The 22,641-nt window shown below is 65.1% G+C and carries 16 protein-coding genes; 11 read left to right on the forward strand and 5 right to left on the reverse strand.

Annotated features, from left to right (window positions below; genetic code table 11):
• Positions 1-92 precede the first annotated feature (92 nt).
• On the forward strand, positions 93-371 hold the full coding sequence (locus tag SOQ14_RS06465; RefSeq protein WP_322897240.1) for a hypothetical protein: 279 nt from the start codon (positions 93-95) through the stop codon (positions 369-371).
• 61 nt (positions 372-432) lie between these two features.
• Here the strand turns inward: SOQ14_RS06465 and SOQ14_RS06470 are convergent, their stop codons facing one another.
• Positions 433-1,479: a serine hydrolase gene (locus tag SOQ14_RS06470; protein WP_322897241.1), complete on the reverse strand. Its 1,047-nt coding sequence runs from the start codon at positions 1,477-1,479 to the stop codon at positions 433-435.
• 289 nt (positions 1,480-1,768) lie between these two features.
• Here SOQ14_RS06470 and SOQ14_RS06475 point away from each other — a divergent pair, with 289 nt between their 5' ends.
• The 3 genes from SOQ14_RS06475 (at position 1,769) to SOQ14_RS06485 (ending at position 8,811) form a co-directional block, all read left to right on the forward strand.
• A complete protein-coding gene (locus tag SOQ14_RS06475; protein ID WP_322897242.1) occupies positions 1,769-4,117 on the forward strand; it encodes a DUF305 domain-containing protein in 2,349 nt (782 codons plus the stop codon).
• Between the two features lie 179 nt (positions 4,118-4,296).
• Positions 4,297-5,196, forward strand: a complete 900-nt coding sequence (locus tag SOQ14_RS06480) for an ABC transporter ATP-binding protein (protein WP_322897243.1) — start codon at positions 4,297-4,299, stop codon at positions 5,194-5,196.
• A 15-nt stretch (positions 5,197-5,211) separates the two neighbouring features.
• Positions 5,212-8,811 carry an ABC transporter permease/M1 family aminopeptidase gene (locus tag SOQ14_RS06485; RefSeq protein ID WP_322897244.1) on the forward strand — a complete coding sequence of 1,200 codons (3,600 nt, stop codon included), beginning with the start codon at positions 5,212-5,214 and terminating at the stop codon, positions 8,809-8,811.
• Positions 8,812-8,818: 7 nt separating this feature from the next.
• On the opposite strand, the gene asd is transcribed toward SOQ14_RS06485, so the two are convergent.
• On the reverse strand, positions 8,819-9,667 hold the full coding sequence (gene asd / locus SOQ14_RS06490; RefSeq protein ID WP_322897245.1) for an archaetidylserine decarboxylase: 849 nt from the start codon (positions 9,665-9,667) through the stop codon (positions 8,819-8,821).
• 228 nt (positions 9,668-9,895) lie between these two features.
• Between asd and SOQ14_RS06495 the strand changes: the two genes are divergently transcribed.
• The 6 genes from SOQ14_RS06495 to SOQ14_RS06520 all read left to right on the forward strand — a co-directional run bounded on the left by SOQ14_RS06495 (position 9,896) and on the right by SOQ14_RS06520 (position 17,487).
• The gene (locus SOQ14_RS06495; protein WP_322897246.1) at positions 9,896-11,521 is read left to right on the forward strand and encodes an NAD(P)/FAD-dependent oxidoreductase; all 1,626 of its coding nucleotides are present in this window, start codon (positions 9,896-9,898) and stop codon (positions 11,519-11,521) included.
• Between the two features lie 10 nt (positions 11,522-11,531).
• Positions 11,532-11,969: a GtrA family protein gene (locus SOQ14_RS06500; RefSeq protein WP_322897247.1), complete on the forward strand. Its 438-nt coding sequence runs from the start codon at positions 11,532-11,534 to the stop codon at positions 11,967-11,969.
• Positions 11,966-13,750 carry a hypothetical protein gene (locus SOQ14_RS06505; protein WP_322897248.1) on the forward strand — a complete coding sequence of 595 codons (1,785 nt, stop codon included), beginning with the start codon at positions 11,966-11,968 and terminating at the stop codon, positions 13,748-13,750. The genes SOQ14_RS06500 and SOQ14_RS06505 overlap by 4 nt, the downstream gene beginning before the upstream one ends.
• A 122-nt stretch (positions 13,751-13,872) precedes the next feature.
• Positions 13,873-14,937 (forward strand): glycosyltransferase family 2 protein, encoded by a 1,065-nt coding sequence (locus tag SOQ14_RS06510; RefSeq protein ID WP_322897249.1) that lies wholly within the window; start codon positions 13,873-13,875, stop codon positions 14,935-14,937.
• Positions 14,909-16,537 carry a hypothetical protein gene (locus SOQ14_RS06515; protein ID WP_322897250.1) on the forward strand — a complete coding sequence of 543 codons (1,629 nt, stop codon included), beginning with the start codon at positions 14,909-14,911 and terminating at the stop codon, positions 16,535-16,537. Before SOQ14_RS06510 ends, SOQ14_RS06515 begins: the two co-directional genes overlap by 29 nt.
• Complete coding sequence (locus tag SOQ14_RS06520) at positions 16,534-17,487, forward strand: lysylphosphatidylglycerol synthase transmembrane domain-containing protein (protein ID WP_322897251.1); 954 nt, start codon at positions 16,534-16,536, stop codon at positions 17,485-17,487. The genes SOQ14_RS06515 and SOQ14_RS06520 overlap by 4 nt, the downstream gene beginning before the upstream one ends.
• A 149-nt stretch (positions 17,488-17,636) precedes the next feature.
• Here SOQ14_RS06520 and purH read toward each other — a convergent pair whose 3' ends face one another.
• From purH to rpe, 3 genes are read right to left on the reverse strand one after another with little or no spacing between them, the layout of a single operon-like run.
• Positions 17,637-19,238 carry a bifunctional phosphoribosylaminoimidazolecarboxamide formyltransferase/IMP cyclohydrolase gene (purH, locus tag SOQ14_RS06525; RefSeq protein WP_416232747.1) on the reverse strand — a complete coding sequence of 534 codons (1,602 nt, stop codon included), beginning with the start codon at positions 19,236-19,238 and terminating at the stop codon, positions 17,637-17,639.
• A 15-nt stretch (positions 19,239-19,253) separates the two neighbouring features.
• Positions 19,254-21,116: a heparinase II/III family protein gene (locus SOQ14_RS06530; protein ID WP_322897253.1), complete on the reverse strand. Its 1,863-nt coding sequence runs from the start codon at positions 21,114-21,116 to the stop codon at positions 19,254-19,256.
• Positions 21,116-21,778 carry a ribulose-phosphate 3-epimerase gene (gene rpe / locus SOQ14_RS06535; RefSeq protein ID WP_322897254.1) on the reverse strand — a complete coding sequence of 221 codons (663 nt, stop codon included), beginning with the start codon at positions 21,776-21,778 and terminating at the stop codon, positions 21,116-21,118. Before rpe ends, SOQ14_RS06530 begins: the two co-directional genes overlap by 1 nt.
• A 193-nt stretch (positions 21,779-21,971) precedes the next feature.
• Between rpe and SOQ14_RS06540 the strand changes: the two genes are divergently transcribed.
• Positions 21,972-22,487 carry a DUF2141 domain-containing protein gene (locus tag SOQ14_RS06540; protein ID WP_322897255.1) on the forward strand — a complete coding sequence of 172 codons (516 nt, stop codon included), beginning with the start codon at positions 21,972-21,974 and terminating at the stop codon, positions 22,485-22,487.
• The last annotated feature ends 154 nt before the right edge of the window (positions 22,488-22,641 follow it).

A 22,641-nucleotide genomic window follows, 5' to 3' on the forward strand; every position in this document is an offset into this window, starting at 1 on the left:
TCCGCGGGGCGCGCATTCAGGCTGCGCCTTGGCGCGCGGCTGATGCCAAGTCAGAGGCGCGTGGAATATCCGGTTCTTCAGGAGATTTCATCATGCGTAAGATCATGCTCGCGGCTGCTGTTGCCGCTTCGGCGCTCAGCCTTGCCGCCTGTGGCGAAACCGCAAAGGAAGCCGATGACGTCGCCGGCGCGATGGCCGAAGACGCCGACAAGATGGGCGAAGACATGGAAGCCATGGGCGAAGAAATGGGTGAAGACATGGAGGCCATGGGCGAAGACGCCATGAAGGCCACCGAAGCCACCGCTGACGAAGTCAACGCAGCCGCCGAAAAGGCCGCCGCTGATGCTGAAAAGATGATGGAAAGCGAATAAGCTTCATCATAGCCAACACCAAAGGGCGGCCCCGCGCGGGGTCGCCCTTTTTGATGTCGGCTTACTGCCCGCCCACACCGTAAGGCGCGCTGGTCCAGGTGCGGTTGGGGTTCTTGATGAGGCTTTCCTGCGCCCGCGCCGCAAAGCCATCGTACAGTGCACGCGCGATCTCGGCGATTTTCGCCTCACGCGCCGCGCGGGTGCCCTGCCCGGTGACATAGATCGCCACCGCGATCGTGCGGCCATCGGGGGTTTCAATCAGGCCGATATCGCTTGACGTGTTGTTGAGCGATCCGGTCTTGTGGCTGACGCGCGCATCATAGGGCATCAGCGCCGGAATGCGGCGCTTGCCGGTGACCGTGCGGCTCATCGCGCTGAGCAACACCTGCCGGCTCTGGGGCGAGAGGAAGTCGCCGCGATACAGCCCTTGCAGGAACTTCACCATGGTGCGCGGGGTCGCGGCATCACGCGGATCGATGCGGGTGGCCGGGTCCACTTCGCCATCATCGCGCACCAGTGTGGCGATATCGCGGTTGATGCTGAAATCCTTGAAGCCATGGCGCCGCATCCAGCCATTGACCTCGCTCGGCCCGCCCACAGCGGCGAGCAGCGAGTCGGTGGCCGGATTGCTCGAACGGGTGATCATGATCTCGATCAGATCGAGCGCCTGCATGTAATTGCCGGGGCGCACCGGCGCCTTGGGCGAGGAAAACTTCGCCGAGGCGACCGGCAGCAGCAGGGCATATTCCGAAGACAGGCTGGCCTGGCCGCGATCGACCATCTCGAGATAGGTGGCCGCCACGGCAACCTTGCTGGTTGATGCCATCGGGAACAGCTGATCGCCCAGCAGCATCACTTCCTCACCCGTGGTGAGATCGACCGCCGCCACACCGATGCGTCCGCGCGCCGGATTGGCGAGATCGGCAATGCGCGCTTCGAGGTTGGTGGCATGGAGCGTATCGAGGCTCTGCGGCGCGCGCAGGGCGGTGCCGAAAGTGCTGTCGAAAGCGGATTGCACATCATCATTGCGCGCCGAAGCCGGCGCAGCAACCAGCACCAGCGCAGCCAGCGTGGCAGAACAAAAAGTGGCGAGGCGATGCGCGATCATGGTGCCAGACTACCCCTTTGTGCTTGCCACCGTGTTAACGCTGCGGACTATGCCCCTACGGCACACAAGGGCAAGCCTTTGTGTGGTCTGGCGCGCCCAAAGGTGGCGAAACCACGACCGGATTCGTCCAAACCGGCATTCGGGCGGTGCAAGGGCGTTGCTCGATAGCTGTGTGCGCTTGGTCGATTGCCCGGCCATGGGGCAGGGTAGCCCCTTGACTGGGGGCCGCAAGGCGGCAGTCTGCCGCATCACCTTCCGGGCAATCCTTCACACGGGCAACAGGATCATCATGACTGCTATCAAACCGCTGCTTTCGACTTCACGCCTTGTCATGTCCGGGCTGCTGCTGAGCGCCTCGGGGCTGGCGCTGGCGCAGACCGTGCCGATCGTCCAGCCGGGCGCACCGGGGCAGGACAGCCGCGTGCTGAGCGCCGATCAGGCGATCAAGCTCGCCTCGGCCAGCTACACCACGGCTGATGTTGCGTTCATGCAGGGCATGATCATGCACCACCAGCAGGCGGTCGACATGGCGGTGCTGGTGAAGCAGCGCACCAACCGCGCCGAGCTCGTCACCATCGCGGGTCGCATTGAATCGAGCCAGGCCGATGAGATCGCTTTCATGAAAGGCTGGCTGGGCGAACGCGGCGAAGCGCTCACCATGGCCGCGATGAAAGATCACGCGCAGCACCACGCGATGGCCGGGATGGCCACGCCCGCCCAGATGAAGGCGCTCGCAGCCGCCAACGGGGTGGAATTTGATCGCCAATTCCTCACGCTGATGATCGCGCATCACGAAGGCGCGCTCACCATGGTCAGGGAATTGCTGCGCGAGCCGGGCAGCGCCGCTGATCCGGTGCTGTTCCAGTTCATCAGCGATATCGAGACCGAGCAGAAGGGCGAGATCGAGCGGATGGACAAGCTGCTCGCCGGGCTTTCGGTCGATCCGCGCGCCGGGCTGGCTGCGGGCTATGATAATGCGGGCGAAGCGATCTGGAACCTCACCAAGGTCGCCAGTTTCCGCAAGCCTGCGGGCTTCTTCAATCCGGAAAATCCGGCTGATCTGCGCCCGGTCAAGCCGGCCAAGGGCAAGAAGCCGGCCGAAGCCGCGGCCACCCCGGCTGCGGCCAAGCCCGCTGCGGCCGATCATGCCGGGATGGACCACGCGCAGCACATGGCGCCCAAGGTGGCCGCGGCAGAAGCTGCACCTGCCCCTGCCGATGCGCCGGAAGGCGAAGCTGCCGAGCGCGGTTCGGAGGACACCCTTACCCAGTTCGCCGAGCGTTCGCCCCTGCTCGATTTCGCCAACACCGACATGGCGTTCTTTGGCGATGTGATGGTCGCGGGCAATTACCACGGCTTCAACATCTACAAGCTCGGCGAAGGCGGCGTGCCCAACCTGATGAGCTCGGTCGTCTGCCCCGGCGGGCAGGGCGATGTCTCGGTCGTGGGCAAGCTGCTGATCATGAGTGTCGAGCAGACCCGTGGCCGCGTCGATTGCGGGCTTCAGGGCGTGACCGGCGAAGTCAGCCCCGAGCGGTTCCGCGGCCTGCGCATCTTCGACATCACCGATCTGGCGCGCCCGCGTCAGGTCGGGCTGGTGCAAACCTGCCGTGGCAGCCACACCCATTCGGTGGTGCGCGCCGATGACAAGACCATCGTGGTCTATAACTCCGGCACGGCCGGGATCCGCGATGGCAAGGAACTGGCGGGCTGCGTCGGCGAAGTGGCAGGCGACAGCCGCACCGCACTGTTCCGGGTGGACGTGATCGAAATCCCGGTGGCAAACCCGGCGGCGGCGCGCATCGTCAAGAGCCCGACGGTGTTTGCGGACGAGCAGACCGGCGAGATCGCGGGCCTGTGGAACGGTGGCGATCACGGCGAAGGCACGCAGCGCACCAGCCGCACCGATCACTGCCACGATATCACCGTGTTCCCGTCCAAGAACATCGCGGCAGGCGCGTGTTCGGGCAATGGCATCCTGTTCGACATCTCCGATCCCTATAATCCCAAGCGGATCGGCGCGGTGCTCGACAAGGGCTTTGCCTATTGGCACTCGGCCACCTTCAACAATGATGGCACCAAGGTGATCTTCACCGATGAATGGGGCGGCGGCGGGCGTCCGCGCTGCCGCGCATCGGACCCGATGACCTGGGGCGCGAACGCGATCTACGACATCGTCGATGGCAAGCTGGTGTTCCGCAGCCATTACAAGATGCCCGCGCCGCAAAGCGACAAGGAAAACTGCGTCGCGCACAACGGCTCGATCATCCCGGTGCCGGGGCGCGATCTGTTCGTGCAGGCGTGGTATCAGGGCGGCATGAGCGTGATGGACTTCACCGACAGCAGCAAACCGCGCGAGGTCGCCTATTTCGATCGTGGCCCGATCGATGCCAAGCAAATGGTGCTCGGCGGTTACTGGTCAACCTACTGGTATAATGGCCGCATCTACGGCACCGAAATCAGCCGCGGGATCGATGTCTTCGCGCTGAAGCCGAGCGAGTTCCTTTCCGAGGAAGAAATCGCCGCGGCAGGCAAGGCGATCTATGCGGGTGAATTATTCAACCCGCAGACCCAGACCGAAGTGACCTGGCCCGCCGATGTGGTGGCCAGCCTCGAAGCCAGCCGCAAGGGCGGCTGACACGGTGTGCGATAGCCTGATGGCGCGGCGGGCCCATGCGCGTCCGCCCGCCATCAGCAGCCCACCTGATCCGACAAACCGCTGATATCTTCGACAAAGCGCGTGACGCGCTCCATCAGTATGGTTTCCCTCGGACGCGCAACAGGTTAGGGTGCGCGCCGATCAGACAGGGGATCACCATGCTTGAGATTACCAACGTCGGCCACACCTACCCCAATGGCACCCGTGCCCTCGACAATGTGACCTTGTCGATCCCCAAGGGGATGTTCGGGCTGCTCGGCCCCAACGGGGCGGGCAAGTCGACGCTGATGCGCACGATCGCGACCTTGCAAGCGCCGACCACCGGCAGCATCCGCTTCGGCGAGATCGACGTGCTGGCCGAGCCTGAACGGCTGCGCCGCACGCTGGGCTACCTGCCGCAGGATTTCGGCGTCTATCCGCGCGTCTCGGCCTATCAGATGCTTGATCACATGGCGGTGCTTAAGGGCATCGCCCATGGCAAGCAGCGGCGCGAAGTGGTCGAGCATCTCCTCAATGAAACCAACCTGTGGGCGGTGCGCGGCAAGGCGATTGCCGGATTTTCGGGCGGGATGCGCCAGCGCTTCGGCATTGCGCAGGCGCTGATCGGCGATCCTGAACTGATCATCGTCGATGAACCCACCGCCGGGCTCGATCCCGAAGAACGCAACCGCTTTCTCAACCTGCTAGCCGGGATTGGCGAAAATGTGGTGGTGATCCTGTCGACCCATATCGTCGAGGATGTCGCCGATCTGTGTCCGCGCATGGCCGTGCTGGCCGGCGGGCGCGTGCAGCTCGAAGGGGCGCCGCGCGATCTGATCGCCTCGACCAAGGGCCGGGTCTGGCAGCGCACCATCCCGCACCAGCAACTCGCGGAAATGCAGGCGATCCACGAAGTGATCTCGCACCGCTTCTTCGCCGGTGAAATCGTGGTGCATGTGCTGGCTGACAGCCAGCCCAATGGCTTTGCGCCGGTATCTGGTGGGCTTGAGGATGTCTATTTCGTCACGCTTGCCGAAACCCGCCGCGCCGCCGCTGCCGCCGCCGCGCAAGCCGCCTGACAGGAGCGCCCGTCCATGCTCAGCGCTTCGCTTGCCGGATTCGAAATCCGCTACCAGCTTCGTAACCCGGTCTTCTGGGCCTCGATCGCGATTTTCTTCCTGATCGGCTTTGGCCTGTCGGCCAGCTCCAATGTCAGCCTTGGCGGGACCAGCGGGGTGCATGAAAACGCGCCCTATATCGTCACGCTGGCGATGGCGGTGCTCGGCCTGTTCTATCTGTTCGTGATCACCTCCTTCGTCGCCAATGCCGTGGTGCGCGACGATACCACGGGGTTCGGCCCGATGATCCGCGCCACCCCGGTGGGACGCAGCAGCTTTCTCGCCGGGCGCTTTGCCGGGGGGCTGGCCATTGCCATCCTCGGCTATCTGGCCCTGCCGCTTGGCATCGCCACGGGCACGATGATGCCCTGGGTCGATGGGGAAACCATCGGCCCCGGCGGCTTTGCGACCTATGCCTGGCCCTTCCTGATCATCGCGATCCCCAACATCATCATGTCCTCGGCGCTGCTGTTCAGCCTCGCCACGCTGACGCGATCCATGCTCGCCAGCTATATCGGCGTGCTGGTGCTGGTGATGGGCTATCTGACAGTCGCCACGGTGCTCGGCAACCAGCCGGAATATCAGGATGCCATGGCCCGCTTCGAACCGATGGCGGTTGGCGCGATCGGCGAGGCGACCCGTTACTGGACAGCCGCGGAGATGAACACGCGGGCGATCCCGCTTGAAGGCAATCTGCTGATCAACCGCGTGGTGGCTCTGGGCCTTGCCGCGCTGTTCCTGACGCTGGCATGGTTCGGCTTCAGCATGACCGAGCGCGCGCCATCGCGCAGGCGGCTGAAGCGGCTGACACGGCAGGCGGAACGCGCCGCCCAAACATCGCCTGCGCGTGTGGCAGCGGGCACAGCCCCGGCGGTGCGCCCGGTGTTCGGGGCGGGCCATGTCGCGGCGAGCTTTGCCGTGCGGCTCAAGGCCGAAGTGTTGCAAGTGCTCAAGAGCCCGGGCCTGATCGTGCTGCTGCTGATCGCCCTGGCCTTCACCGGGCTCAATCTCGCACTGTCCGAGACGATATATGGCACGGCCTCCTATCCGCTCACCGCCGATGTCATCACAACGGTGATCGGCAGCGGGGCGCTGTTCAGCCTGATCATCGCAGTGTTCTATGGCGGCGAGCTGGTCTGGCGCGAACGCGATGTGAAGATCGGCGAGATCATCGACACCACGCCGGTGCCGGGCTGGGTGATGTTCATCCCCAAGATCCTCGCGATCTTCACCGTGCTGCTCGCCATGTCGCTGACGGGCATGCTGACAGGGATCGTCTATCAGCTGATCCGTGGCGGCGAGAACATCGATGTGGCGTTGTATCTCAGCGCCTATGTCTTCCCGCAAAGCGTCGATCTGGTGCTGATCGCGGTGCTGGCGGTGTTCCTGCAAGTCGTCAGCCCCAACAAATATGTCGGCTGGGGGCTGGTGCTGGTGTGGTTCCTGGGCCGCATCTTCCTCAACAATCTTGGCTATGCGAACATGCTCTACCTGTTCGGCGGCACGCCGTCCGAACCGCTGAGCGACATGAACGGCACCGGCGGCTTCTGGGTCGGCGGGCTGTGGGCGCGGGCCTATTGGGCGGCTTTTGCCGTGCTGCTGCTGTGTTTCGCGCATTGGGCTTGGCCGCGCGGCACGGTGGTGGCGGTCTGGCCGCGGATCAAGGCCGCACCCAAGCGCATTACCCCTGCCTCGGGCGGGATCGCGGTGGCGGCGGTGGCGGCGATGATCGGCACCGGCACGGTGATCCATCACAATATCAAGGTGCTCAACACCTACGAGACCTCGGACGAGGCCGAGGCGCGCACGGCAGAATATGAACGCAAATATCTGCGCTATGAAAACCTGCCGCGCCCGAATGTCACCGATGTGGCCTTTGATGTCGCGATCTTCCCCGACGAACGACGGCTGGAAGCCAGCGGCTATTATCTGCTGCGCAACAATACAGACGTGCCAATCCGCGATGTCCATATCCGGCAAGGCGACAGCACGACACAATTCACCCGGCTGACCTTGTCGGGCGCGCGCCTCGCCAGCCACGACAAGCGCCATCATTATCGCATCTACCGCTTTGCCGAACCGCTCGCCCCGGGGGCGACCGCGCGGCTCGATTTTGCAGCGCAGGTGTGGCGACGCGGCTTTGCCAATCGCGGCGCGGCGACCGATCTGGTCGACAACGGCACCTTCGTGAACAATTACACCTTTGCCCCGGTGATCGGGATGGATCGCAGCGGGCTGTTGCAGGATCGCACCGAGCGGCGGCGCCAGGGTCTGCCTGCCGAACTGCGCACGCCCAAGCTCGAAGACACCGCCGCGCAAGGCGAGAATTATGTTCGCGCGGACTGGGTCAATTCGCGCATCACCATCAGCACCGCCGCCGATCAGGTGCCGATCGCGCCGGGCAACAAGATTGCCGACAAGGTCGAAGGCGGCCGCCGCATCGCCGTGTTCCAGAGCCCGGCGCCGATCCTCAATTTCTTCTCGGTGCAATCGGCGCGCTATGCCGTGGCTGAACGGCGCGCGGGCGATGTGCTGCTATCGGTCTATCACGATCCCCGCCATGCGTGGAACGTGCCCGCGATGCTCAAGGCGATGGAGACCTCGCTCGGCTATTTCACCCGCAATTTCGGCCCCTACCAGTTCGGCTATGCCCGCATCATCGAGTTTCCTGGCTACAGCAGCTTTGCGCAGGCCTTTGCCGGGACCATGCCCTATTCCGAAAGCATCGGCTTTGCCGCCGATGTGCGCGATGAGGACGCGATTGATTACGTGTCCTACGTGACCGCGCATGAATTCGGCCATCAATACTGGGCGCATCAGGTGGTAGGGGCAGACATGCAGGGTTCGACCCTGCTGTCCGAAACGCTGGCGCAATATTCAGCGCTGATGGTGATGAAACAGCTCTATGGCGAGGACAAGATCCGCCGTTTCCTCAAATATGAGCTGGATCAGTATCTCGCCGGACGCAAAAGCGATGTGCTCGATGAACAGCCCCTGCTCCGGGTCGAGAACCAGGGCCACATCCACTACCGCAAGGGCAGCCTCGCGATGTATCTCCTCCAGCACCGGCTGGGCGAGGATGCGGTGAACCGCGCGCTCAGCCGCCTGATCGCCCGCTACAAGTTCAAGGGCGCGCCCTATCCGCGCAGTCTCGATCTGATTGCCGAGCTGCGCAAGGAAGCGACCACTCCCGAACAGCAGGCGCTGATCACCGATCTGTTCGAAACGATCACGATCTATGATCTCTCGGCCAAATCGGCCAAGGCGACGCGCAACGCCGATGGCACCTGGACGACACGGATCACCGTGGAAGCAGGCAAGTTCCGGGCCGATGGCAAGGGCAAGGAGACCCCGGCCCGGCTGGCAGAGAATATCGAGATCGGGCTGTTCACGGCGCGCCCCGGACAAGGAGCCTTCGGGCGCAGCAACGTGCTGATGATGGAGCGCCGCCCGCTGCGCGATGGCAATCAGGTCATCACCGTGGTGAGCAAGGACAAGCCCGCCTTTGCCGGGGTTGACCCTTACAATACCTATATTGACCGCAATTCCGACGACAATGTGGTGGCGGTGGATTGAGGGGCGATCAGGTTTTGACCCGCTGCGCGATCGGCTCACCCATCCGCAGCGGGGTGCCTGCCGCGAGGTGATCGAGCCATTCCACCCGCCCCGGCTCGAACAGCAACACCACGGTTGAGCCGAGGTAGAACCGGCCCATTTCATCGCCGGCGGCGAAATCATGCGCGGTGGCGGTGAAATCCTCACGCAGCGGCACGCGGGCGTGGCCGACAAAACGATGCGGCCAGACCGTGTCGATCCCGGCGACGATCATCGCGCCGACCATGACGCTGGCAAATTGGCCATCCGGCCCGTCGAACAGGCAGGCGAGGCGCTCGTTGCGCGCGAACAGCCCGTCCACCCCTTCGGCGGTCGCCTGATTGACCGAGAACAGCTTGCCCGGGCAATAGGTGGTGGCTTGCAGTCGGCCCGCTGCGGGCATGTGGACGCGGTGGTAATCGCGCGGACTGAGATAGATCGTGATGAAGCGCCCGCCTTCGAAACGGCGCGCAGCCTCTGTATCGCCGCCGAGCAATTGCGCCGCGGTGAAGTGCCGTCCCTTGGCCTGAAAAATCCGTCCGCCTTCGATCGTGCCAAGCTGGCTCACCGCGCCATCGGCAGGGGACAGGATGAAGCGCGACGCATCGCCCAGCGGACGCGCGCCGGGCTTCAATTCGCGGGTGAAGAAGTCGTTGAAGCTGGCGAAGTCAGCGATCCCGCGCGCGGCCTCGCGCATGTCGACCTGATAGGCGGCAGCAAAGCGGCGGATCAGCATGTCTTTCAGCCAGCCCCGCTCGCTCGCGGCCACGCGGCCCGCCAGCCGCGACAGCGCGTGTTGCGGGGCAAGATGCTGAAACAGGATAAAGGGCGATGGCATAGGTGTTGGCACGCAGCGTTGGGAAGGGAGCGCTGCCCTATGCCGCAACGCCGCGCGGCTGTCGACCGGGCGCTCTTTACATTGCCAGACTGCAACAACCTGCTTTTTTGTCGCAGAAACGCGCAGTTTTCACCTTTTGCTAACCATTTTTGTTCATCCCGATGTTCAGCCAAGGCACTGCCACCCGCTCACGGGACATAGCAGTGCTGCCAAGAGGGGGCTTGTTGAATGTCAAAGGGTTACGGATCAAGCCGCGGTGCAAATGACAAACGGGGGGTGCTTGACGTTGACGTCGCGATCATTGGCGCTGGCCCTGCCGGTCTGACTGCAGGCTATCTCCTCACCAAGGCGGGCAAGCGGGTTGCCATCATCGAACAGGACCCGGTCTATGTCGGCGGTATCAGCCGCACGGTCGAACACGAAGGCTACCGCTTCGATATTGGCGGGCACCGCTTCTTTTCGAAGTCGCAGGCGGTGGTCGATCTGTGGAACGAGATCCTGCCCGACGACTTCATCCAGCGCCCGCGGATGAGCCGCATCTATTACGAGGGCAAGTTCTATTCCTACCCGCTGCGCGCCTTCGAAGCGCTCGGCAATCTCGGCATCTGGCGTTCAAGCGCCTGCATGGCGAGCTATCTGTGGGCCAAGCTCTTCCCGATCAAGGATGTGAAGAGCTTCGAGGACTGGACCACCAACCAGTTCGGGCAAAAGCTCTATGCGATTTTCTTCAAGACCTACACCGAGAAGGTGTGGGGGATGCCCTGCAACACCATGAGCGCCGATTGGGCCGCGCAGCGGATCAAGGGCCTTTCGTTGTGGGGCGCGGTGACCGATGGGTTGAAGCGCAGCCTTGGCCTCAACAAGCGCCCCAATGACGGGCAGGCAGTGAAGACCCTGCTCGAAACCTTCCGCTACCCGCGCCTCGGCCCGGGCATGATGTGGGAGGCCGCGCGCGACAAGATCGTGGCGACGGGCAAGGGCGCGGTGCTGATGGGCCACAGTCTTGATCGCCTCGCCAGCGATGGGCAGGGCGGCTGGTCGATGACGGCGCAAGGCCCCGATGGCCTCATCCAGATCCGCGCCGCCCATGCGATTTCCTCCGCCCCGATGCGCGAACTTGCCAAGCGGCTCCATCCGCTGCCGGCCACCACCCTCGAGGCGAGCAAGCTGCGGTATCGCGATTTCCTCACTGTCGCGCTGATGATCGACAGCGAGGACCTGTTCCCCGATAACTGGATCTACATCCACGACAGCAAGGTCAAAGTCGGCCGGGTGCAGAATTTCCGCTCGTGGTCGCCCGAAATGGTGCCCGATCCCAAGGTCGCCTGCGTCGGCCTCGAATATTTCTGCTTCGAAGGCGATGGTTTGTGGAGCGCGCCTGACGCCGAGCTGGTCGAACTCGCCAAGCGCGAAATGCAGATCCTCGGCCTTGTCGATCCGGCCAAGGTTATCGGCGGTGCGGTGGTGCGGCAGGAAAAGGCTTACCCCGTCTATGACGAGGATTACGCCGCCAATGTCGCCGCGATGCGCCACGAGTTGGAAGAGCGCCACCCCAGCCTGCACCTGGTCGGCCGCAACGGGATGCACCGCTACAACAATCAGGACCATGCGATGATGACCGCGATGCTGACGGTCGAGAACATTCTGGCTGGCCGCCGCGTCTATGACACCTGGTGCGTCAATGAAGATGCGGAATATCACGAGGCCGGCGACGAGGGCGCCCAAACCGCTCTGCCCGCGCGCGAGGCCGCCGAAACCCGCCCGCTCAGCGATGACCAGATCGCCGCGCTTACCAGCTTGCGCGGTGTGCCGGAGCGGATCGCGGCGCCTGAACCCGAACGCAAGTCCGCCTGAGCGCGCATCCGTGGTCGCCGCTGTGATCCGTCCGCTTGCCCGCATTGCCGCGCGGATTTCCGATATCCGGCTGGCGCGCTATCTGGCCGCCAGCATCGGCGCGCTGGCCGTGGATGTCGGGACGTTTCTGGCACTGCTCGCCAGTGGCGTGACAGCGGGGCCAGCAGCAGCGCTTGCCTATTCGCTCGGCATCGCGGCCCATTGGCTGATGTCGAGCCGGGCGGTGTTCACCGACACGGTTGCCGCGCGCGGCTGGGCCCGCACGTGGCAGAAGGCCCTGTTCGTTGTCTCCGCGCTGGCGGGGCTTGCGCTGACGACGATCATCGTCACGCTGGCGGATCGGGGGGGGGTTGACCCGCGCTTCGCCAAATTTGCGGCCATCGTCACCAGTTTCGCGCTGACCTACGCGCTGCGAACACTGGTGGTGTTTAAAGACGGCAAGGCGTGATGACACCCGCCGCGCAGATCGCGGCGCTGGTGCAGCGCCGCCCCCTGCTGATGATCACTCTGGGCTGGGCCGCGATCAGCCTGATGCTGGCGCTTGCCTCGCCGCATCTGGCGGAGCGCCGCTTTCCCGATGTCGATGATGCGCTGCGGCTGGTGCAGGTGCGCGATCTGCTGGCGGGACAGGCTTGGTTCGATGTGCATCAGTATCGCATCGCCCCGCCCGAAGGGACGCTGATGCATTGGTCGCGGCTCGTCGATATCCCGCTTGCCGCCTTGCTATGGCTGTTGATGCTGGTTTTGCCTGCGTCGCAGGCCGAGTTGATCACGACCATCGCCATCCCCCTGCTGTTGCTGCTGGCGACCATGCTGGTGGTGGGGCGGCTGGCATCCGAACGGCTCGGCGGCGCCGTCGCGGTCTGCGCCGGTCTGGCAATGGTGGTCGCGCCCGTGGTGGCGACCCAGTTCCAGCCGATGCGGATCGATCACCATGGCTGGCAGATCCTGTGTGTTGCCGTAGCGCTTTGGGCAGTGTTCCGGCACGATGCGCGGCGCGGCGCGATGATCGCGGGGCTGGCGATGGCGAGCGGCATGCTGATCTCGCTCGAAACCATCGTCATGGCCGCGAGCTTTGCCGCGCTCCTTACCCTGCGCTGGCTGGCTGACCCGCGGGCAAGCATCTGGCTGGTGCGTTATCTCCAATCCCTTGCGCTGGGATTGGCCGGGCTGTTTGCCGCGACGCGCGGGCTCGGCGATCTTGCGCCCCATTGCGATGTGATCGCGCCGGCGCATCTCGGCTTCTTTGGAATTGTCGCCATCGGGGCGAGCCTGCTGGCCCTGCGGCGAGGCCTCCATCCTGCGGCCCTTTTGGCCGGACTGGCGGCAAGCGGGCTCGCGGGGCTTGTCTGGGTGGCCTGGATGGCCCCTGCCTGCCTGGCGCCGCCCTTTGCCGGGCTTGATCCTCTGGTGCGGGATAACTGGTATCTCAACGTCACCGAAGGATTGCCGATCTGGCGGCGGCCCTTGCCCGAAGCCCTGCCCGCCGCGCTGCAAACGCTGCTGGCGCTTGCGATTGCAGGCTACGCCGCGCTGCGCGGCGCGCCGCCAACCCGCGGGTGGTGGCGCGAATATGCCGTGCTGCTGGCGCTCGCGATCCTCGCAGGGTTTGCCACCTATCGTTCGATAGCCTTTGCCGGCATGATGGCGACCATTCCGCTCGGCTGGTTTACGATGCAGATGATTGCCCGCTGGCAGGCGTCGCCACGCCTTCTTGGCAAGCTGGGCGCAGTGGCCATGCTGTATGCCGCCTTGCTGCCCGGTGCGATTATCTTGCTGGCCTTATCGGTGATTGATCCGGTCAACACGAAGCAGATTTCCGGAGCAACTGCTTCGAACTGTGCCCTGCAAAGAAACGCACACAAGCTTGATGCTCTCACGCCTGCGAAACTGTTTGCGCCCCTCGATCTTGGCCCCGAGATCCTGAACTACAGCCATCATAGCATTGTTGCTTCGGGCCATCACCGCTCCGAACGCAGGATGCGGGATGTCATCGCAGCCTTTACCAGTGATGCTGAAACCGCCCGCAAATTGGTGCTGGCGAATGACGCGCAATTTGTCGTGGTATGCACCGATTTGATGGAAGTGGCTCTTTATCAGACAAAGGGTGGGCACGACAGCCTCGCCGCGCGCCTCGCCAAGGACGCGCCGCCCGCGTGGCTCGAACCCGTTGCGCTTGGCATGCCGGAAAGCTTTCGGGTCTGGCGGGTGGTGCCTGCGCCCAAGTGACTGGAGGCTGCATCCCTGCAGCGCCCCTATCCCGCTTTGGATCAAAGGATTACGCCGCCAGATGCCTTTGCGGCTTGTGTGACCCGCGCGCTCGGCATAGGGGCGAGGCTCGGAGACGCTCTATGACCGTTGCAAAACCCTCACCCGCGCGCCGCGCCCGCACCGCACTGCCGACAATCGTTGCGATGCAACCGCAGCCGCGCCCGCTGCGCCTGATCATCCAGATCCCCTGCTACAACGAGGAAGCGAGCCTGCCCGAAACCCTCGCCGCGCTGCCGCGCGCGATTGCGGGGGTCGATATCATCGAAGTGCAGATCATCAATGATGGCAGCACTGATCGCACTGTCGAAGTGGCGCGCAGCCTCGGCGTCGATCACATTGTCGATGTCCCGGTCAACAAGGGGCTGTCCAACGCCTTCATGGCGGGGCTTGAACATGCGCTGGCCAAGGGCGCGGATATCATCGTCAATCTCGATGCCGATAACCAGTACAACGCCAATGACATTCCGCGCCTGATCGCCCCGATCCTCGAACGGCGCGCCGAATTCGTGGTGGGCGACCGTCCGATCACCACCATCGCGCACTTCTCCTATCTCAAGCGCCTGCTGCAATTGCTCGGCAGCGCGGTGGTGCGGATGGCCTCGCAAACCACCGTGCGCGATGCGCCCAGCGGCTTCCGCGCGATTGCGCGCGATGCAGCGCTGCGCCTCAACAGCTTTGACAGCTACACCTACACGCTGGAAACCATCGTGCAGTCGGGCCTTTCGGGCATCCGCATCGTCTCGGTGCCGATTGGCGTGAACGGCGAGACGCGGCCGTCGCGCCTGATCCGTTCGATCCCGCAATATATTTGGCGGTCGAGCAAATCGATCTTGCGCACCGCGCTGGTCTATGCGCCGGGCAAGTTCCTGTTCCGCTTGAGCCTGCCGCTGCTGGTGGCAGGGCTGATCCTGATCGGCCGCTGGCTGTGGCTCACCATCGACGGGACCGACCGCGCGCATGTGCCCAGCCTTGTCGCGGCGGCAGGGCTGCTGCTCACGGCGGTGATGCTGTGGGTGGCGGCGATCACGGGCGAGCAGATGGCGATCAACCGCCGCCTGTTGCAGGATATCCAGTACCGTCTGCGCAAGGCCGCTCTCCCGCCGCTGCTTGAGCGAGATGACGCCGGTGACGACCAGCAGCCCTGAGGGCGCGCGCGCGCTGCTCGCAGCCGAGGCGCTGGCCCATCTTCCCAAGCTGCTCATGCTGCAAGATCGCAGCCCGACAAGCCCGACTTTCGGGTGCTTTGATCGCGGCTACTGGCACATGCGCACCAGCGATTTTCCTTGCGGCATCACGCAGACGTTCCTGCTGCCGCTGGCGCTGGCCTTCAGCCTGCCGATCCCCGGCAGCCCCTATTTCCAGCAACCCGAATTGCGCCGCTGGGCGATTGCAGGCGTCCGCTTTGCGGCGCGTTCGGCCCATCCCGATGGGTCTTGCGATGATTACTACCCCTTCGAGCGCGCATCGGGCGCGGCGGCGTTTTCGCTGTTCGCCTGCCTTGAAGCGGCGGAGATGTTCGCGCTGTGGGACGATGCCGAGATTACTGCCTTCCTGGAAAAGCGCGCGCGCTGGCTCGCGCAGCACGAGGAAAGCGGGCGGCTCTCCAATCACGAGGCGATCATCATCGCCTGCCTCGCGCGGCTGGCGGAGAAGTTCGGCGGCGAATGGCCCGCCCTGATACAAGCCCGCGCCAAGCGCCTGCTCGGCTGGCAATCCGCCGAAGGCTGGTTCGATGAATATGGCGGGATAGATCCGGGCTATCTCACGCTCACCATCGCGATGCTCACCGATGCCGACCGGCGCTTCCCGGCGCTCGGCCTGCGCGAGCCCATCCGAGCCGCGATCCGGTTCCTGTCGCACTGCATCGCGCCCGATGGCTCGCTCGGCGGAGAATGGACAAGCCGGGCGACGGTCAATTTCTTCCCGCACGGGCTCGAAATGGCGGGCGCGTGGGAGCCGCTCGCCTTGCAGATCGCTGACGTGGGCTATCGCCGCTTCGCCGCCGGAACCCAGCCGTGCCATGCGGATGACCGGATCGGTGGGCACCATGTGTGGAGCCAACTGCTCGCGTGGCGCGAATGGCAGGCGGCGCGGCCCGCACCGCTCACGTTTGATGAGGGGCTGCAAGATTTCGTGCAAGCGCAGGTGCGGATCCAGCAAAAGGGCGCGCTGCGGCTGATCTGCGGCTGGTCGCGCGGGGGTGCGTTCCGGCTGTTTGATGGTGCGCGGCTGCTGCATGCCGATACCGGGCCGAGCCTGCGTCTCACTGACGGGCGGGTGGCCATCGCCAATCTTGACGGGGCGGAGGTGATCGAGCGCGCCGAAGATCGCCTCGTGATCGAGGCCCCGCTCGCCTATGCCAAATCGACGCTGCTGACCCCGTTCAAATCGATCGTGCTGCGCGCGATCATGCTCACCGCCGGGCGGTTCTTCCCCGATCTGGTGCGGCGGATGCTGCAAAAGCTGCTGGTGACCGGGCGCAAAGATGCGCCCTTCCACTTCCGCCGCGCGCTGGTGTGGGACGGCGATACGCTGGTGGTCGAGGACGAGCTGCGCGCCGAACAGGGTTGGCAGGGTGTGGCCGAAGCCGGGCAGAGCGGCTTTCAGGTCGGGCTGACAACGGTGATGGCGCGGGTGTGGGAACCGGCGCAGTTTCAGGAATGGCAGGATCTGACCGCACGGATCGCGGCGCTGAGGCCGGATGAGCCGCTGGTGGTGCGGCAGGTGTTCCGTTCACAGCCATGACAAAGCGGCTCATCAGCCTTGCGGTGAGCGCGGTGATCCTCGCGCTGCTGTGGCGCAGCATTGATCCGGCGGCGATCCTCGCGGCGGCGCAGCAGACAGCCCCGGCGTGGTTCTGGACTGCGGTGGGCTTCACCCTGCCGCTGACGCTGGCGACCGCGTGGCGCTTTGCCGCGCTGTCATCGGGGCACGTGAAAGGGGGCGAGGCGATGCGGCTGATCCTTGCTGCCGCGACGCTCAACATGGTGCTGCCCTCCAAGATGGGCGATCTCGCCAAGGCATGGATCCTGCGGCGCGACGGCACGATGAGCGGCGGCCGCGCGCTGGCGCTGGTGGTGCTGGAAAAGCTGCTTGATCTGTGGTCGCTGGTGGCGGTGGGCGCGCTGGCGCTGAGCATTACGCGGCCCGCCCTGCCGGGCGGCGATGCCAGCCTCGCGCTCGCGCTGCTGGTGCTGTGGGGCGGCGCGATTGGCCTGCTGCTGCCGATGCTGGCGGGCAAGCGGGTGCTGGCGCCGCTGTTGGCGATGACGCAGCGGTTCGCAAAGCTGCATGGCAAGCTCACCAGCCTTATCTCCGATTGGGACGAGTTGATCGGATGGTTCTGGGCGCGGCCCGCCCGCGCGGTCGCGATGCTGGGTGGCTCGCTACTGCTGTGGGGCGGACACATGGTGCAGATCTGGCTGTTCGCCAGCGCGATCGGGGAGGTGCCGCTTGGCCTCACCATGGCCTTTGCGGTGATCGCGATCCTTGCCGGGCTGCTGCCCTTCACCTTTGCAGGTGTGGGCACGCGCGATGCCGCGCTGGTGGTGCTGTTCGCTCCGTGGCTTGGCGCGGGCGGGGCAGCGCTGCTCGGCCTGTGCGCGACCTTGCGCTATCTGATCCCGGCGCTGGCGGGCCTGCCCTTTGTCAATGCTTTCTGGCAGGCGAGGCCCAAGGACGACGCGAGCTTATAAGGGCCAGTATCGGTGCGCAGCGCCGCAAGCGCGACCGCGCGCCCGCAGGTGCCCGCAGCGAAGCGAAGGAACAGCACCGAGGACGAGCCTGCGGACGCAGGCTCGCAAACAATCAGTGCCCTAAAGTGGCGAAGCGGTAAGGGCAAAAATTAATGCCGGAAATGCCGCATCCCGGTGAAGACCATCGCCAGCCCAGCCTCGTCCGCCGCGGCAATCACCTCATCATCGCGGATCGATCCGCCCGGCTGGATCACCGCGGTCGCACCCGCCTCGGCTGCGGCAAGCAGACCATCGGCGAAGGGGAAGAACGCATCCGAAGCCACCGCGCTGCCCACGGTGCGCGGAGCCGCCCAGCCATAGGTTGCGGCCGCCTCCTTCGCCTTGATCGCAGCGATCCGTGCCGAATCGCGGCGGTTCATCTGGCCCGCGCCGATCCCGGCGGTCGCGCCCTCCTTGGCATAGACAATCGCGTTCGACTTCACATGGCGGGCGACGGTCCACGCGAACAGGCAATCCTTCAATTCCTGTTCGGTGGGCGCGCGCTTGGTCACCACTTTCAGGTCATCAAGGCTCACCGCGCCCGCATCGCGCGATTGCACCAGCACGCCGCCTGCGATGGTCTTGAGCGCAAGACCCGGACGACGCGGATCGGGCAGCGGCCCGCTTTCCAGCAGGCGCAGGTTCTTCTTCTTCGCGAAAATCTCTCGCGCTTCGGCGCTCACACTCGGCGCGATCACCACTTCGGTGAAGATCGCGCTGATCGCCTCGGCGGTGGCGGCATCAAGTTCCGTGTTGACCGCCACGATCCCGCCAAAGGCCGAGACGGAATCGCATTCCAGCGCCGCCTGCCATGCCTCGATCAGCGATGCGCCCTGCGCCACACCGCAAGGGTTGGCGTGCTTGACGATCACCACCGCCGGTTCCTGCGCGGCAAATTCCGCCGCCAGTTCGAAAGCGGCATCGGCATCGTTGAGGTTGTTGTAGCTGAGTTCCTTGCCCTGCAACTGCGTCGCCTGCGGGACGCCGCGCGTTCCGATCACCTGCGGCACATAGATCGCCGCCGCCTGATGCGGGTTCTCGCCATAACGCAGCGTATCGGCGCGCTTGAAAGCAAGCGGCAAGGTGGCGGGGAAGGGTTCGGCCTGCGGCACACCGGCGGCGCTGTCGGCAAAGGCAAACCAGCTCGCGATCGCAGCGTCGTAGGCCGCGGTGCGGGCATAGGCCTTGCCCGCCATGCGAATGCGGAATTCAGCCGACGTGCCGCCATCATGCTCGGCCATTTCGGCAAGCAGCACGGGGTAATCGGCCGGATCGGTGAGGATCGTCACGAAGCCGTGGTTCTTCGCGGCAGAGCGCACCATCGAAGGCCCGCCAATATCGATATTCTCGATGATCTCGGCGCGGTCGGCACCCTTTGCTACCGTGGCTTCGAAGGGATAGAGATTGACGACGACCAGATCGATCGCGCCGATCGCATGGGCCTCCATCGCGGCGACATGTTCGGCATTGTCGCGCAGTGCCAGCAGGCCGCCATGCACCTTGGGGTGGAGCGTCTTGACGCGCCCGTCCATCATTTCGGGAAAGCCGGTGAGATCGGAAATGTCGCGCACGGCAAGGCCTGCCTCGCGCAGCGCCTTGGCGGTGCCGCCGGTGCTGACCAGCTCCACGCCGCGCGCCGCAAGGGCTGCGCCCAGTTCCGCCAAACCCGTTTTGTCGGACACTGACAGCAGCGCCCGCTTGATCGTCACCATGCTCACGAAATTGCCCTAACCTGTTTTCCGGAGCAGCCAGGAGAAATGCCCCCCGCTGCGCAATGCCAGCCCTTCGATCACGAGCTGTTCGGTCGCATGCGGGCGGCCATCGCCATCAACCCACAGGCTGTCCTCGGCAGCAAGCGTGATCTCTTCGCCGCCGCCCCTATCCGCAGCGAGCCGGAATTGCCAGAGCCTCCCGTCAGGCAAAAGCAGCATCGCGCCGCGCTTGTCGGGGGACAATTCGACTTCGACCCCGCGCCCGAGATGGAACCGGATGGCAAAGGCGATCTTGCCGCGCTTGCCCTTCTTCGAGGCGGGGATGAGGATATCCTCGCCCGCAAGCTCGGTGCCGTCGGCGCTCAAGGTCAGGATGCGCTGGTGCTTGAGGCCAAAACGGGCGGCATAGCCATCATGCGCGGCCTCGATGCGGGTCGCCTGCCGGCCACGCTGTTCGACCATGCGGCGCTCGATCTCGACGGTTTCGACCCCCTTGCCGAGCTTGCCGTGGAGCAGCACCGCCGTCGAATTGGCATTGTCGAGGACGAGCGTGGAAAAGGCCGCCGTTGCACGCAAAGCCTGCCCGATGCGCGAGGGCACTTGCCCGCCCGCCAGCGCGGCCCCGCCGCAATTGACGATCACCCGCGCCGGGCCATCGGACAATTCGAAGGCCAGCGTCGAGGCGCAGCCCATCCGCGCATGGCGCGCGCGGGGCGGCGGCGCAGCATCGAACTGCACCTGCGTATCGCCGCCGCGCATCCGCTGGAAACCCCAATGTTCGACTGCAACCAGCGGGCGCGTGCGCACGCCGCTGGCCGCGATCAGCGCCGCGAGCGCATCAGCGCGGATCGCGCCCTGGCCCTGCCAGCTGCCCAAGCCGCCGTCGCCGTGCCGCAAGCTCAAGAGCGGCGGCACCAGCAATTCGCGCATCACCCCAAAGGCGCGCGGCGGTTCTTGCCCTACGGCGGCATAGCAGGCGATGAGATCGGTCAGCAGGCGGATCAGGTCCATCTGCGCCGCCGGGCAGCGCGACAGCACCCCGCCATCTTCCCCCACCACATCGCCCAGAGCGCGCAGCAATCCGGCTTCGGCATAAAGGCGGCGGGGGCGGCCATTGGGCAGGAGCAAGCCCGCGGCAACCAGTGCGGCCCATCCGACCACGCCGCCCATGTCCGAACCCTCGCGCGTAACCTTGCGATCAAGCCAGCTTGCGGTGTCCTCGATCTGGGTGAGCAAACGGGCCTTGAGCCCCTTGGTCTGGCCCGCCAGCACCAGCGGGGCATGGATCAGCCACGCGAGCAGCCGCCATCCGGCATGTTCGACTTCCCAGCCCGCGCCCTTGCCAATTTCGCGGTTGGCATCGAGCCAGAGGCCGGTGATGCGCTCGGCCAGCGCGATGCCATCAGCGCGCGGGGCGCAGGCGGTCAGATCGGCCAGCCATGAAAAGCTGTGCACCACGCGCTCGACCCCGGGATTGACCCGGCCCGAGGCAGCGAAATCAACCTGCCCGATGGCATGCTTGGCGCCGTTCACGAGGAAATGCCCGGCCCGCAACGCCACACCCGCGGTGCGATCACCCGGGACGCTGCCTTCGACGGTCGCCAGCACCCGCGGCGCGGGGGGACGGCGGAAGGGTGCGGCAAGCGTATGGCCCGGCACACCGAGGCGATAGGCGAGCCGGATCAGCGCTTCACCCGCGCTGGCGCGCGGCGCGATCACATCCGACAGCGCCAGCGCGCGCGAGGGAGCTGCCGCTTCGGGAACGGGCGCCTCAGAGGTCGGGGTTACCCCGCCCAACGCCAGCGCCGGGCGATCCTGCGCAGACTCCGCCAGCTGCTCGCCGCGCTGCTCCGCTGCGGTGCGCAGCACGGTCGCCATCACGCCTCCCCCTTGAGCGCGGCAATATTGGCGGCATAGCGCGCAGCCCCGCCGCTGAAGGCCGCCGAACCCGCCACCAGCACATCCGCCCCCGCGGCAAGGCAGAGCTTGGCAGTGGCCGGATTGACCCCGCCATCAACCTCGAGATGGATGGGCCGGCCCGTCTGTTCGATCATCGCGCGGATCCGCGTGATCTTGGCGAGCTGCGAGGCGATGAAGCTCTGCCCGCCGAACCCGGGGTTGACGCTCATCACCAGCACCAGATCGACAAGGTCCATCACATTATCGAGCACTTCGACCGGCGTGCCGGGGTTGATCACGACCCCTGCCTTCTTGCCAAGCGCCTTGATGGTTTGCAGGGTGCGGTGGATGTGCGGCCCGGCTTCAGGGTGCACGGTGATGATATCGGCCCCCGCCTCGGCAAAGGCTTCGAGAAAGGGATCGACCGGCGCGATCATCAGGTGGACATCGAAAGGCTTGGCGCTGTGCGGACGCAGCGCCTTCACCACCGCCGGGCCAATCGTGATGTTGGGCACGAAATGCCCGTCCATCACATCAATATGGATCCAGTCGGCACCAGCGGCGTCAATGGCGCGCACGTCCTCGCCCAGCCGGGCAAAATCGGCAGAGAGAATGGAGGGCGAGATCAGCGGTGTCGGCATGTCGGCGGCGCACCTTCGGTTAGGCCCTTTCGTCTTACGGGAGCGGCGAATCCCGCCACAAGGGTTAAAGGGGTGTTTTCCACGGTGACGGGCAGGCGAAACACCAGATTTTGTGGTCGGAGGACAATTCAGCCGCAATTCACGCTTGGCCGCCTAAGCCGCGCGGCCTTGCGCAACGAGACCTGAGAAAGCCATGATCGCATCCCTCTCCCGCCTGTTTTGCGCCCTGCTTGCCACGGGTCTTGCCGCGACGGCAACGGCCGGCCTTGGCGCGCCACCCAAATTCACCAATCTCATCCCGAACGACATGGCACGCTGTGCGCCCGGCGCGGGCCCGGCGGTGCGGGTTGATGTGTCGGGCATGAAATCGGGCGACGGCCTGCTGATCGTGCGCGCCTACAACGCGCGCGAGAACGAATGGCTCAAGGCCAAGAAATACTTCGCCAAGATCCACGAGCCCGCCCGCAAGGGCCGGATGAGCGTATGCGTCCCGGTGCCCAAGGCCGGCGGCAATTACGCGATTGCGGTGCAGCACGACGTCAACGGCGATTATTCGACCAGCTTTTCGGTTGACGGGGCGGGTATGTCGAACAACCCGGTGGTCAAGTCCTTTCTCGGCATTCCGCGCCCGCCTGCGCTCGAAAAGGTCGCCTTCCCGGTCGGCTCCGGCGTGACAACGATCAGCATCGCGATGCGCTACCGCGACTGAACACCCGCCCCTATCTGGCGCTGCACATGGATCATTTCCCCGCGCTGAGGCGTTGAAAGGGTTGCGCCTGCCGGATCGGTAGGCAAAAGGACAGCCGTCCGATCGCTTCCCGTTCTTGCCGCTTGTATCCTGCGGCCCGACCCAAGGAGATGAG

It is taken from the genome of Erythrobacter epiphyticus, from assembly GCF_034653295.1.
Taxonomy (GTDB): Bacteria; Pseudomonadota; Alphaproteobacteria; order Sphingomonadales; family Sphingomonadaceae; genus Erythrobacter.

Bases quoted from the DNA above. Each gene is read 5' to 3' on its own strand.
- SOQ14_RS06465 (WP_322897240.1), top strand. From the start codon at position 93: ATGCGTAAGATCATGCTCGCGGCTGCTGTTGCCGCTTCGGCGCTCAGC.
- SOQ14_RS06470 (WP_322897241.1), bottom strand. From the start codon at position 1,479: ATGATCGCGCATCGCCTCGCCACTTTTTGTTCTGCCACGCTGGCTGCG.
- SOQ14_RS06475 (WP_322897242.1), top strand. From the start codon at position 1,769: ATGACTGCTATCAAACCGCTGCTTTCGACTTCACGCCTTGTCATGTCC.
- SOQ14_RS06480 (WP_322897243.1), top strand. From the start codon at position 4,297: ATGCTTGAGATTACCAACGTCGGCCACACCTACCCCAATGGCACCCGT.
- SOQ14_RS06485 (WP_322897244.1), top strand. From the start codon at position 5,212: ATGCTCAGCGCTTCGCTTGCCGGATTCGAAATCCGCTACCAGCTTCGT.
- asd (WP_322897245.1), bottom strand. From the start codon at position 9,667: ATGCCATCGCCCTTTATCCTGTTTCAGCATCTTGCCCCGCAACACGCG.
- SOQ14_RS06495 (WP_322897246.1), top strand. From the start codon at position 9,896: ATGTCAAAGGGTTACGGATCAAGCCGCGGTGCAAATGACAAACGGGGG.
- SOQ14_RS06510 (WP_322897249.1), top strand. From the start codon at position 13,873: ATGACCGTTGCAAAACCCTCACCCGCGCGCCGCGCCCGCACCGCACTG.
- SOQ14_RS06515 (WP_322897250.1), top strand. From the start codon at position 14,909: ATGACGCCGGTGACGACCAGCAGCCCTGAGGGCGCGCGCGCGCTGCTC.
- SOQ14_RS06520 (WP_322897251.1), top strand. From the start codon at position 16,534: ATGACAAAGCGGCTCATCAGCCTTGCGGTGAGCGCGGTGATCCTCGCG.
- purH (WP_416232747.1), bottom strand. From the start codon at position 19,238: ATGGTGACGATCAAGCGGGCGCTGCTGTCAGTGTCCGACAAAACGGGT.
- SOQ14_RS06530 (WP_322897253.1), bottom strand. From the start codon at position 21,116: ATGGCGACCGTGCTGCGCACCGCAGCGGAGCAGCGCGGCGAGCAGCTG.
- rpe (WP_322897254.1), bottom strand. From the start codon at position 21,778: ATGCCGACACCGCTGATCTCGCCCTCCATTCTCTCTGCCGATTTTGCC.
- SOQ14_RS06540 (WP_322897255.1), top strand. From the start codon at position 21,972: ATGATCGCATCCCTCTCCCGCCTGTTTTGCGCCCTGCTTGCCACGGGT.